Annotated in this window: 13 protein-coding genes and 1 tRNA gene; 7 read left to right on the top strand and 7 right to left on the bottom strand. The window is 47.1% G+C overall.

All coding sequences use genetic code 11. The features are described from left to right. Positions 1 to 23 precede the first annotated feature (23 nt). Complete coding sequence (locus tag AC5YB1_RS15545) at positions 24 to 683, bottom strand: carbonic anhydrase (protein WP_494519912.1); 660 nt, start codon at positions 681 to 683, stop codon at positions 24 to 26. Positions 684 to 788: 105 nt separating this feature from the next. On the opposite strand from AC5YB1_RS15545, the gene cynR reads away from it, so the two are divergent. Then, entirely contained in the window at positions 789 to 1,676 is an 888-nt protein-coding gene (gene cynR / locus AC5YB1_RS15550; RefSeq protein WP_494519913.1) for a transcriptional regulator CynR, read from the top strand. Positions 1,677 to 1,769: 93 nt separating this feature from the next. On the opposite strand, the gene AC5YB1_RS15555 is transcribed toward cynR, so the two are convergent. The 5 genes from AC5YB1_RS15555 to folB form a co-directional block, all read right to left on the bottom strand. Beyond that, positions 1,770 to 2,711: a L,D-transpeptidase family protein gene (locus AC5YB1_RS15555; protein WP_494519914.1), complete on the bottom strand. Its 942-nt coding sequence runs from the start codon at positions 2,709 to 2,711 to the stop codon at positions 1,770 to 1,772. A 99-nt stretch (positions 2,712 to 2,810) separates the two neighbouring features. After that, positions 2,811 to 3,665: a methyltransferase domain-containing protein gene (locus AC5YB1_RS15560; protein ID WP_494519915.1), complete on the bottom strand. Its 855-nt coding sequence runs from the start codon at positions 3,663 to 3,665 to the stop codon at positions 2,811 to 2,813. Between the two features lie 35 nt (positions 3,666 to 3,700). Beyond that, positions 3,701 to 4,501: an undecaprenyl-diphosphate phosphatase gene (locus AC5YB1_RS15565; protein WP_494519916.1), complete on the bottom strand. Its 801-nt coding sequence runs from the start codon at positions 4,499 to 4,501 to the stop codon at positions 3,701 to 3,703. Positions 4,502 to 4,524: 23 nt separating this feature from the next. Continuing rightward, positions 4,525 to 5,016: a 2-amino-4-hydroxy-6-hydroxymethyldihydropteridine diphosphokinase gene (gene folK, locus AC5YB1_RS15570; protein WP_494519917.1), complete on the bottom strand. Its 492-nt coding sequence runs from the start codon at positions 5,014 to 5,016 to the stop codon at positions 4,525 to 4,527. Between the two features lie 4 nt (positions 5,017 to 5,020). Continuing rightward, entirely contained in the window at positions 5,021 to 5,374 is a 354-nt protein-coding gene (folB, locus tag AC5YB1_RS15575) for a dihydroneopterin aldolase (RefSeq protein ID WP_494519918.1), read from the bottom strand. A gap of 296 nt (positions 5,375 to 5,670) precedes the next feature. Between folB and plsY the strand changes: the two genes are divergently transcribed. Beyond that, positions 5,671 to 6,282, top strand: a complete 612-nt coding sequence (gene plsY, locus AC5YB1_RS15580) for a glycerol-3-phosphate 1-O-acyltransferase PlsY (RefSeq protein WP_475516011.1) — start codon at positions 5,671 to 5,673, stop codon at positions 6,280 to 6,282. Positions 6,283 to 6,326: 44 nt separating this feature from the next. Here the strand turns inward: plsY and tsaD are convergent, their stop codons facing one another. Further along, positions 6,327 to 7,340 carry a tRNA (adenosine(37)-N6)-threonylcarbamoyltransferase complex transferase subunit TsaD gene (tsaD, locus tag AC5YB1_RS15585; protein WP_475516010.1) on the bottom strand — a complete coding sequence of 338 codons (1,014 nt, stop codon included), beginning with the start codon at positions 7,338 to 7,340 and terminating at the stop codon, positions 6,327 to 6,329. A gap of 324 nt (positions 7,341 to 7,664) precedes the next feature. On the opposite strand from tsaD, the gene rpsU reads away from it, so the two are divergent. The 5 genes from rpsU to AC5YB1_RS15610 all read left to right on the top strand — a co-directional run bounded on the left by rpsU (position 7,665) and on the right by AC5YB1_RS15610 (position 12,390). Next, positions 7,665 to 7,880 carry a 30S ribosomal protein S21 gene (gene rpsU / locus AC5YB1_RS15590; protein WP_006080725.1) on the top strand — a complete coding sequence of 72 codons (216 nt, stop codon included), beginning with the start codon at positions 7,665 to 7,667 and terminating at the stop codon, positions 7,878 to 7,880. 6 nt (positions 7,881 to 7,886) lie between these two features. Beyond that, positions 7,887 to 8,330, top strand: coding sequence for a GatB/YqeY domain-containing protein (locus tag AC5YB1_RS15595; RefSeq protein WP_494519919.1), 444 nt, complete (start codon positions 7,887 to 7,889; stop codon positions 8,328 to 8,330). 95 nt (positions 8,331 to 8,425) lie between these two features. Next, on the top strand, positions 8,426 to 10,153 hold the full coding sequence (gene dnaG / locus AC5YB1_RS15600; protein WP_494519920.1) for a DNA primase: 1,728 nt from the start codon (positions 8,426 to 8,428) through the stop codon (positions 10,151 to 10,153). A 125-nt stretch (positions 10,154 to 10,278) separates the two neighbouring features. Continuing rightward, the gene (gene rpoD / locus AC5YB1_RS15605; protein WP_494519921.1) at positions 10,279 to 12,117 is read left to right on the top strand and encodes an RNA polymerase sigma factor RpoD; all 1,839 of its coding nucleotides are present in this window, start codon (positions 10,279 to 10,281) and stop codon (positions 12,115 to 12,117) included. Positions 12,118 to 12,313: 196 nt separating this feature from the next. Then, positions 12,314 to 12,390, top strand: a tRNA-Ile gene (locus AC5YB1_RS15610). Positions 12,391 to 12,469: the final 79 nt, after the last annotated feature.

Here is a 12,469-nt window from a genome sequence, read left to right on the forward strand (position 1 = left end):
ACCTCTTTTGAGTTAAGTAAGGGTTATACAGCTACTGGTAGCTGTGTTGGATAGGCGCGGACATCGGTATGATCCGCAAGTGAAACAAAGGTGTTAGTGGCACCATTTAACGCATCAATACGGCCTGACTCGATATCGTAAACCCAGCCATGTAATGCCAAACGACCTTCTCCTAGGGCCAGGCGCACTGATGGATGGGTTTTAATATTTTCAAGTTGAGCTATCACGTTTTCTCGCACCATAGCTTCAATACGGTCTCGTTCACTGACATGAGGACGAGCTTCGTTAACGATACGAGCCGAATCGGCATAGCGCAGCCAACTGCCAACTGCTGGCATATGGTCCATGCACTTGCATGTGGCTATCGCGGTCATCGCACCACAATCTGAGTGGCCACAAATGACGACATCGGTGACGCGCAATGCCGTAACTGCGTATTCCACTGAAGCTGATACACCACCAGGCTCAGGACCGTAAGATGGCACTATGTTGCCAGCGTTACGAATAACAAACAGTCCACCGGGTTCATGCTGGGTAACCAGTTCAGGCACTAAGCGGCTGTCCGAGCAGGAGATAAACAGCGTACGTGGATTTTGCTTAGTGGCCAGATTTTTGAACAGCTCGGCGCGCTCGGGGAATGCGTCACTCTGGAACTTTAAAAAACCTTCAATGATCTCTTTCATAGTGGTGTCTCTCTCTAATCGATGCAGTGGATGTTACGCCCACCTTGTAATAAGGTAAAAGACCGATGTATTATCAGCCCCATAAGTAAAACTTATGGGTGAACCATGCTATTACGACATATCAACTATTTTCTCGCCGTTGCTGAGCACCGCAGTTTTACGCGGGCTGCAAACGCTCTATATGTGTCGCAACCGGCACTGTCACAACAAATCAAGCAACTAGAGGAAAACCTTGGAACGATCCTGTTCGATCGCACCGGTCGCACCATACAACTAACCGATGCTGGAGAGGTTTATGCACGCTATGCCCGTCGCGCCCAGCAAGACTTAGAAGAGGGGCGACGAGCGATTCATGATGTGCAAAACCTGAGTCGCGGCGCGCTGCGCATTGCCATTACGCCCACCTTCACCACCTATCTCATCGGGCCGTTAATACAGGCATTTCATGCGCGCTATCCTAATGTCACACTGAGTGTGCAGGAGATGTCGCAAGAGCGGATGGAAGAGCACTTACTTGAGGACAAGTTTGATTTAGGTATCGCCTTTGATGATGTACAGTCTGCCGATCTTGTCTCGCAAACACTATTAGAGGAAACGCTGGCATTAGTCGTGGGACGAGATCACCCGCTGGCTAAGGTGGCCGCGATTGACCTACCTATACTGAGTAAACAATCACTGGTCCTGCTCAGCAGTGAATTTGCTACACGAGAACAGATCGATCGTTATTGCCGTCAACATCAGGTGCAACCGCGGGTGCTCATGGAGGTCAACTCTCTCAGTGCGGTGATTGAGATCGTGCGCCACACGGCGCTGACCACTCTGCTACCGTCCAACATTGCCAGTAATCGCGACGAACTGGTTTCAATCGCCCTTGCGCCCTCTTTGTTACAACGAACTGCGGTGTTAATACAACGCAAAGGCGCCTACCAAAGCGCAGCGGCAGCGGCATTTATTGATTTAACACATCAGATAGTGGCAGAAAAATTAACCTAACATAGGCAGCTAGCTATCCTGTTGAAACCATTCTGACAAAAGTCGGGCATAAAAAAAGCGCCCATTGGGCGCTTGATGCAAACAAGGTGAATATTAATTCCCAGATGAGCTAAACTCAGGCGAACTTATCTCATCACGAGAGATACTCACAGGAATGCCATTTTGAGTCAGTATGGCATCGTTAGCTTTAGCCCTATCGACCTTATCTTGACTGATGAACTTAACCACTTGACTGTTTAAGGTGATCACCTTATTGCTGGGCTCATCTTCCGACTCAGACAACGGCGAATGCACCTCAATAATATGCCTGCCATCTGGCTCAGCCGATATTTTCACCGCTTGATTTATCACTCGTACGTTATCGCCATATTTTGACTGATTAAATAACCACTCAATATCGTCAGGGTTAAGCCTTATACAGCCGGCACTGACGCGCATACCGATACCAAAATCTTTATTGGTACCGTGGATCAGATAACTACCATCGCCATAAGAGAGTTGCATCGCATATTGGCCTAAGGGGTTATCGGGCCCCGCTGGCACCACGCGCGGTAACACTTCGCCACGCTCGCGTAAGTGGTCGGCGCGAATACTGGCCGGCGGTGTCCAACTTGGATTAGGAATACGCGACTTAATTTTAGTCACCATCTCTGGTGTTTCACGCCCAACACGGCCAATACCGACAGGAAATACATGGACTTCACGGCCATTATCAGGAAAATAATAGAGACGCAGCTCAGGCAGATTAATCACAATACCTTGACGCGGCACATCTGGTAACAACATCTGTGTCGGTATGGTCAATGCCGTGCCTGGCGTTGGCAAAAAAGGATCGACGCCAGGGTTGGTTTCCATCAACTCTAAAATACCGACATTATAATGATCGGCAATAGTCTTAAAATATTCCCCCTGCTGAACCACATGCGTCTGTAACTCACCAATCAGGCGTCCACCATTGGTTGGTAAAGAATAGACATTGGCAAGTGTATAGCACGGCAATAACCACAAGATGACCAACAGCATTTTACGCATCATCAATATTACTTCCTAATCTGGGTGTTAATGGCCTAGCTTTAATAAGTTAAAGGGTACCTTGAGCCAAGCCTATTTTCTAGTGCTCAATGTTAGCCAAGGCTAATTAACCTTTTCAATCACTTGTTTACGACTTAGGGTAAGGTAAAAATCAACTTCAAGCAGGCTAAAGTCCCCAGTTAACATCTGCCGCTTGACCTTATCGGCCGCTCGCCAAGCATAAGGCGTCATCTCTAATAGGGTCACCGCCTCATCAGGGGTAACATTAAGTGTAAAACTCACTCGCTGCTGATGGATAAGCTCAAGCCCTTTCGCTAAGGTAAGATCGGCAGGTTTTTCGGTTAAGTCTTTATAGAGATACTGCTTAATTTGCCACAGATGACGCGGGCCGGGTGACACCTGTACAAACAAACCGTTAGGCTTAAGCACACGTAACAACTCTTTGCCTTTAAGTGGCTTATCGATAAGCGTGACGAGATCAAAGCATTCATCCACAAAGGGAAGCTGCTTTAACTGACTGACGATGTAGGTTGCCTCAGGGTGACTTTTAACCGCCGCAAATAAGGCGTTTTCCGCCTCACCTATCCCTGTTTGATTGCAGTTTGTTGCCACGCCTTGCAGGGTATCGGTCAGGGCTCGCAAGTAAAAGCCATCACCGCAATCAAAATCTAAATGGTTAACCGCAGCATCTTGATCTGTCACATAGTCTGTTAATGCGAGGGTCAGTTGCTGTTTTAACGCATCTAGCAGTGGGGTAAACACGCCAGACTCAAGCAAGAAACGCTTGGCGCGCATCACCTGACGAGAGTCCATGTGCGGCTTTTTAGCTTGGCTAAAAACCCAATACCCTTGCTCATTTTTATCTAAATGATGCTTGTTAGGGCAATGTAGCCCTTGTGAAGCCTCATGAATCGACATCTGAGCTTGGCAAACGGGACATAAATAATGGCTGATCATGTGATCTCTTTAATAATTCATGGTAAATAAAAACGTTAAGCGAAAATCACCACACACAACACTGCACCTAACGCTAGGCGATAAATAACAAAGGGTGTCATACCCATGCGGCTAATAATTTTAAGAAAATAATGAATACAAAGGTATGCCGCCACAAAAGAGAGCACGGTACCTAAGCCCAAGGCTTGATAGTCTAGCGCCTCACCACTTTCAATGAGATCTTTAACCACTAAAATAGCGGCCCCTAAACTCACTGGCACCGACATTAAAAATGAAAAGCGCGCTGCCGCTTCGCGGCTCAGCCCGAGCATCAAGGCGGCGGTGATGGTGGCCCCAGAACGTGACGTCCCCGGGATCAACGCCATCGCTTGGGCGATACCTATCACTAGGGCTTTCTTCCACCCAACCTGAAACTCACTAAACCCTTCTCGCGTCATGCGGTCGGCCCACCAAAGTAGCAGGCCAAATACTATGGTGGTAAAGGCAATGACTTCAATATTGCGCAGATGCGTGGCGATAAACCCTTTGGCAGTAAAACCGACAATAACCGCTGGAATGGTGGCTAAAATGATCCACCATGCGAGTTTACTTTGCTCATCTTGCTGACCGCTGACAATGCTGCCCGTCCAAGCGGTAAACATCGACCATAGCTCACGGCGAAAATAGATAACCACTGCCAATAATGATCCAGTATTCACGGCGACATCGAAGGTTAACCCTTGATCTTGCCAGTCTAAAAGCTGGGCGGGCAGAATTAAATGCGCCGAGCTAGAAATAGGTAAAAACTCCGTAAGGCCCTGAATCAGTGCCAATACAATTACCTGAAACGTATCCATATTTATCCTTTAGCGATGGATTGTTAGTAACACCAATGAAATTCAATCGGCCACAGCTTTTGCTGCGACTTATCAAAGTTATCCCACAAGATTTGGTAGGTTTGCTGCTCGACGGGATGCCGTAAGATCGGCGCGATCTCGGCTAATGGCCACAGTACAAAAGCATTGGTGGTGATCTCTGCGCGAGGCAGTTCTACCGGGGTTTGACCCACCCAGTCGTCATACAATAACAGGTCAAGATCTAAGGTGCGTGGGCTGTACTTTTTGGCCCCTAAACTGCGGCCGTTATCTTGCTCTATGCGCTTAAACAACGCAACCACTTGCGCTATGGTTAATGGCGTGTCGGCAGCCACCACCATATTGAGAAAATTACTGCCCTTAAATCCCACCGCTTCGCTTTCAAATACCGACGATAGGCACAGGTTTGAAAAGTGTTCGGTTAACGCCTTAAGGGCCACATTAAAATAATGCTCGGCGTCAATATTACTGCCAATACTAATAAAAATACGCGCCATAGTGTTATAGATGACCTCGTTGTATCTCGACGCCCACAGCGGATGCTAAAGGGACAGCACCGGGCTTCATCACTTTCACTTTCACCCAAGGCACATCAAACTCAGTCATCACGCACTTAGCGCACATTTCGGCAACCGTTTCAATGAGTTCAATAGGCTTTTCGGTAATAAGCTCAACTAAACGATTAGAAACCGTTTCATAGCACAACGCATATTGGTAATCGTCGCTGTCAGCGGCAGGGCCATTATCCCAGGCCATTTCCAGATCGATTAACAGTTGCTGATGGATCTGCTTTTCCCACTCGTAAATTCCAATCACTGTTTCCACTTTCAATTGTGAAATAAGCACCTTGTCCATAATGCCTCCCGCTAGGCAAGTTAAGTGTTGGTAAAAAGAGGTCTAATAAGCTAATGAGTCCAATCTTGATATAATGACAAAATTGTACAGATAACTGTGTTTACCCCTTTCTTACAGCTAAAAACCCAAGTAGGATAAGCTGCTGTAATGGCATCGAAACAGGGTTCATGAGAACGGATGACATCGCCCCGCTGCTCATTACAACCGCTCTATCAACCAGTGCGTAAAATATAAGGTTAATGAGAGGCCTCAATGCTAGGTCGCGATAATACCTTAAGAAGGATAAGGAAACCAATTTGAGCTTAACGCTGTTCACTCTAGCGATGATTTTGATCGCCTACTTGGCCGGTTCAATCTCCAGTGCAGTGCTAGTGTGTCGTCTTCGAGGCTTACCCGACCCCCGTAACGAAGGTTCTGGTAACCCTGGCGCGACCAATGTCTTGCGTATCGGTGGCGCGAGCGCCGCAGCCACGGTGTTGCTCTTCGACATGCTTAAAGGCGCCATCCCTACCTACATCGCTTTTCGCCTCGGTGTCGATGCCGTTCCCTTAGGTATTATCGCTATTAGCGCCTGCCTAGGGCATATCTTTCCTATCTTTTTTAAATTTAAAGGTGGTAAAGGCGTTGCGACCGCCTTTGGCGCTATGGCTCCCATAGGTGCAGACCTATCACTCTCGTTGATGCTGACATGGATAATCTTAGTCATTATCTGCCGTTATTCATCTTTAGCGGCCATCATGACCGCTTTACTCGCACCAGTTTATACGTGGTATTTCGACGATCGCTTCACCATCCCCGTAGCCATGTTGTCCATGTTAATAGTGATCCGCCATCGAGAAAATATCGCTCGCCTGTTAAAGGGAGAAGAGTCGAAAGTGTCGCGTAAAAAGAAAGAAAAAGCCCAGTAAAAAGGGCTACTTTGTACTGGGCTATTCACAGGCTAACGGCACGACTATACTGGCGGTAATGAATCTAACGGCCAGCGTGGCATACCTTTAACGGCTAAATCTTCTATCTGGCCGGCTTTTAAACGCTGCATGCCCGCATAGGCGATCATCGCGCCATTATCGGTACAGAACTCACCACGTGGATAATAAACCTGCCCGCCGAGATCTTGCATCATTTGCGCTAATGACGCTCTTAAACGGCTATTGGCACTCACGCCTCCGGCTATCACTAAGCGGTTATACCCAGTTTGCTTAAGCGCGCGCTTACATTTGATGGCTAAGGTATCAACCACCGCCTCTTCAAATGCGCGGGCAATATTCGCGCGAGTCTGCTCATCATCGGGCTCGGCGGCAATCGTATTGGCGGCAAAGGTTTTAAGGCCAGAAAAACTAAAATCAAGCCCTGGGCGATCTGTCATAGGGCGTGGAAAACGATAACAATTAGGTTGCCCTTGAGCGGCCAATTTTGCCAGTCTTGGGCCTCCGGGGTAATCTAAGCCCATCAGCTTGGCGGTTTTATCAAACGCCTCACCGGCAGCATCATCAACCGACTCGCCAAGCACCTGATAACGACCGATGCCTTCAACCGCGACCATCATCGAATGCCCCCCTGACACCAACAAGGCCAAGAAAGGGAATTCAGGTACATTATCTTCGAGCATAGGCGCGAGTAAATGCCCTTCCATATGGTGTACGCCCACGGCGGGTTTTCCCCAAGCAAAGGCCAAAGCGCGGCCAACACAGGCACCAACAAGCAATGCCCCCACTAAACCAGGACCTTTAGTATAAGCAATGCCATCGATATCATCTTGGGTGCAGTTAGCATCGGCTAACGCTTGTTTTATCAGTGGCACTATTTTACGGACATGATCGCGCGAGGCCAGCTCAGGGACCACCCCACCATAATCGGCGTGTAACTTAACCTGACTGTAAAGTGTATGAGATAAAAGCCCTTTCTCGTCGTCATAAACGGCAATACCGGTTTCATCACAAGATGTCTCTATACCTATAACTCGCATCGTTTCCTGTCTACCTAAATGAAGTGGCGACCAATTTTACCTGCTCTGTGGCAATTATACCAATCGATAAATGACCTCCCTCTTCCCCCCTTGCCGCGACGGCGTTATAATGGTTGATTATCACGCTATATCAGGGCTGAGGACTCACCAAGTCCAACGCCAAATGCTAAACTTTATCTAAACACCGAGTAAAGATCGCAAATAGGATCGCTACAAAGGGGTTTACAAACTATTGGTAGTCGGTATAGAATTCCGCACCATTTTTAAATTAACTTGAGTTAATTAATTAACTCAATACAACCTACACCTAAGGGGTGATGGCGTATGCCAATTATTAAAGTACGTGAAAATGAACCATTTGACGTAGCTTTACGTCGTTTCAAGCGCTCTTGTGAAAAAGCTGGTATCTTAGCCGACGTTCGTGCTCGTGAATTTTACGAGAAGCCAACTACTGCACGTAAGCGTGCTAAAGCCGCTGCAGTTAAGCGTCTTGCTAAGAAGCTTTCTCGTGAAAATGCGCGTCGCGTACGTTTATACTAATCTCTTATGAGCCTAATTGATCAGCTAAAAGACCAAATGAAAGATGCCATGCGCGCCAAAGATAAGGTGCGCTTGGGAACTATTCGTATGGCACTGGCTGCCATCAAACAGATTGAAGTGGATACCCGCGAATCTCTGAATGATGATCAAGCCATAGCTGTCTTAACCAAAATGGTTAAACAGCGTCGTGATTCTATTGCGCAATACAGTGCAGCGGGTCGTGACGAACTAGCCGATGCTGAAGCAAGTGAGATTCAAGTACTTGAAACTTTCCTGCCGAAACCTCTTTCAAAAGAAGAGGTAGCTCAGCTAGTAGATGCAACGGTCCAAGAGGTCGGTGCATCATCCATGGCGGATATGGGCAAAGTAATGGGAGCGTTGAAACCTAAGGTACAAGGACGAGCTGACATGGCGGCGATTGGCGCCATGATTAAGGCTAAGCTTCAGTAACTTAGTGTTCAATGTATGAATGAGCCGTGCTAAAGCACGGCTTGTTTGTTTGTACTATTTCAATTTTTTCGCGAAAAGGCGGCATTTATATACCAATGGCGATACCTCGTGATTTTATCAATGAGCTTGTAGCTCGCACCGATATAGTCGATCTTATCGATGCTAAAGTCCCCCTGAAAAAGGCGGGGAAAAATCATTCTGCCTGTTGCCCGTTTCATAGCGAAAAATCACCGTCCTTTACTGTCAGCAGAGACAAGCAGTTTTACCACTGTTTTGGCTGCGGCGCTCATGGCAATGCTATCGACTTTGTCATGGAATATGACAGATTAGACTTTGTCGATGCGATAGAAGAACTTGCAGGCCAATTAGGCTTAGAAGTCCCCAGAGAGCAAGGCACCGGAAAACGCCGTGATGAAGGGCTAAGTCGCGACCTCTACCAATTAATGGATGAGGCCAGCCTATTTTTTCAAAGCCAGCTGAGACAGCATCCAGATAAACAAAAAGTGCTCGATTATTTAAGCCATCGTGGATTGTCCGATGAAGTAATTAAACACTTCAATATTGGCTTTGCACCCGATGGCTGGGATGGATTACTCAGTCGTTATCGGCACAACCAAGATTCACAAGATAAACTGCTCACCGCCGGAATGGTGATCGAAAACGATAATGGCAAACGTTACGACAGGTTCCGTGACAGGCTGATGTTTCCGATCCGCGATAGACGTGGCAGAGTGATCGGCTTTGGTGGGCGCGTCCTCGGTGACGGCACGCCAAAATACTTGAATTCGCCTGAAACGCCCATATTTCATAAAGGGTATGAGCTATACGGCTTATATGAGCTAAAGCAGCGTCACAGAGACCCGCAGCAGATATTAATCGTTGAAGGTTACATGGACGTGGTGGCATTGGCTCAATTTGATGTCGATTACGCCGTCGCCTCGCTCGGTACATCAACAACGGCAGAACAATTTCAGTTACTGTTACGAAGTGCTAAAGAGGTCGTTTGTTGTTATGACGGCGATAAAGCGGGTATCGAAGCCGCCTGGCGCGCTTTAGAGACGGCGCTGCCGCTGTTAAAACCTGGCGATCAGGTCAAATTTATGTTTTTGCCTCAAGGCGAAGATCCTGACTCTATGGTCAGACAAATTGGCAAGCCAGCATTTGAACAGTTAATAACAGAGGCTAAGCTGTTACCCGAATTTTTATTCGATACCTTAGCCAGCCGCTATGGTACAGATAAAGGCACCTTGGCTAAACAAGCCATGGTGCTGATAGAAAAAGTACAAGATACTGTTCTGCAAAGTTTATTACTAGAAAATCTAGCCTATAAACTGGGCATGAACAGTGCGGAAGAGTTGCAACGTAAACTCGGTTTTAAAGCAAGCAAACAGAGTCAAACGCTGCACAATAAAGCGCTCAAGGGACGTGGGACACCGTTGCGACTAGCCATCGCACTGTTAGTACAAGATCCCAGCTTAGGTAACGGATTACCAGAGCAACCAGCGCTAAAACATATCAAGATGGCCGGCATCGATTTGCTGACCCTCTTATTAGACCGAACTCGAGCCAACAAGATAAACAGCGCACAACTACTTGAACAGTTCAGAGGTGATGACCAATTAGGCACCCTGAAAAAATTGACCCAATGGGAACATCAAGTGGCGGATGAAAATTTGCAGCAAGAGTTCAAAAAAGCCCTGATATGGTTAAACAATCAATACATTGAGCAACGATATCAGGAATTGAGCTTAAAACAGCACCATACTAAAGAAGAGCGGATGCAATTGAAAAAGCTCATTGCTGTGATACAGGGTCAAACTTAAGAGCAAAATTTGTCTTAAAGTAATGACTTGGGCTAGCACAGCGCTACACACAAGGCTATAATTGACGATTTGCGCGGCACTCGTTTGTCCGTCGTTGTAACAGTTACCCAACTTGGATGATATCTATGGAGCATACTCCGCAGTCGCAACTTAAATTGTTGCTTGCCAAAGGTAAAGAGCAAGGTTATTTAACCTATGCAGAAGTGAACGATCACTTACCTGCAGATATGGTCGATTCTGACCAGATCGAAGATATTATCCAGATGATTAATGACATGGGTATTCGCGTCTACGAGCAGGCGCCGGATGCCGATGAGATCATGATGTCTGAAGACAGCACCGATGAGGATGCTGCCGAAGAAGCTGCCGCAGCACTGGCTACGGTAGAGGCTGAACTCGGACGTACGACAGACCCTGTGCGCATGTACATGCGTGAAATGGGCACGGTAGAACTTCTGACCCGTGAAGGCGAGATTGTTATCGCTAAGCGTATTGAAGAAGGCATCAATACCGTTCAGGCTTCTGTAGCTGAGTATCCTAAAGCGATCGCCATGATCCTTGAGCAATACGACCGCTACGAAGCTGAAGAAGTCAGACTATCAGACATAATCTCTGGATTTGTGGACCCCAATGCTGAAGATGTTGCTCCAACAGCAACACACATTGGCTCGGAACTCTCAGACGACGAACTCGATGACGAAGATGACGACGATGATGAGGATAGTGAAGATGAAGAGGATGATACCCCGAAAGGGCCAGATCCTGAAGAAGCGCGCGAGCGTTTCACTCAACTTCGCGAAGCCCATGAACGCGCATTAAAAATCATTGCCGAAAAAGGCCGTGAGCATCCGGAATCGACCAAGGCGTTATTTGAAATTGGCGAAATCTTTAAAGAGTTCCGCCTAGTTCCAAAACAGTTCGATCGCCTTGTTAAAAGCATGCGTGAAATGATGGACAAAGTGCGTGTGCAAGAACGCCTCATCATGAAACTGTGTGTTGAACAAGCCAAGATGCCAAAGAAAAACTTCGTTAAAGTGTATACTTCTAACGAAAGTAGCATCGACTGGTTTAACGACGAAATCGCCGCTAAAAAGCCTTATTCAGAAGGTTTAGCTATGGTTGCCGACGACGTACGTCGTTGCCGCGCTAAGCTCGATGCGATTGAAAACGAAACCGGTCTGGCGATTGCCGCGATTAAAGATATCAACCGTCGTATGTCAATCGGTGAAGCTAAGGCTCGCCGGGCGAAAAAAGAGATGGTCGAAGCCAACTTACGTCTGGTTATCTCTATCGCGAAAAAGTACACCAACCGTGGTTTACAATTCTTGGATCTAATTCAAGAAGGTAACATTGGTTTGATGAAAGCCGTTGATAAGTTTGAATATCGTCGCGGCTATAAGTTCTCAACTTATGCAACATGGTGGATCCGTCAGGCGATCACTCGCTCTATTGCTGACCAAGCAAGAACGATCCGTATCCCAGTGCATATGATTGAAACTATTAACAAGCTCAACCGTATCTCTCGTCAAATGCTACAAGAGATGGGGCGCGAACCTTCACCAGAAGAGTTGGCCGAGCGCATGTTAATGCCTGAAGATAAGATCCGTAAGGTACTAAAGATTGCTAAAGAGCCAATCTCAATGGAAACTCCTATTGGTGATGATGAAGATTCGCACTTAGGTGATTTTATCGAGGATACTACCCTCGAGCTGCCATTGGATTCGGCGACAGGCGAAAGCTTGAGAAACGCCACTCACGAAGTGTTAGCCGGCCTTACCGCCCGCGAAGCCAAAGTACTGCGGATGCGTTTCGGTATCGACATGAATACCGACCACACGCTTGAAGAAGTGGGCAAACAATTTGACGTAACACGTGAACGTATTCGTCAGATTGAAGCAAAAGCGTTGCGTAAGCTACGTCACCCTTCTCGCTCAGAGATCTTAAAGTCGTTCCTCGACGAGTAGTCATACGCGTTTTAACGACCAAAAAAAGCCCAGCATCTTGCTGGGCTTTTTGTTTTCAATGGAGATTTGCGCCAGATTGATTAACAGATAACCAATTGAATTCAAACTTGGGATTTGAGCCATATTCTGGGGTGACAAGCGCAATTAAACCTCGTATACTTCTCTGCGCTTTCGATGGTGACGACCATCTTAAGTCGGCCCCTTAGCTCAGTTGGTTAGAGCATACGACTCATAATCGTCAGGTCCACAGTTCAAGTCTGTGAGGGGCCACCAATTTAAACAGAAAAGCCTGCACCTAGTGCGGGCTTTTTTGTGCCTGTAATTTTTCATGCCAATAAGCTTACTGACTACA

The organism is Shewanella sp. 433, from assembly GCF_059338565.1.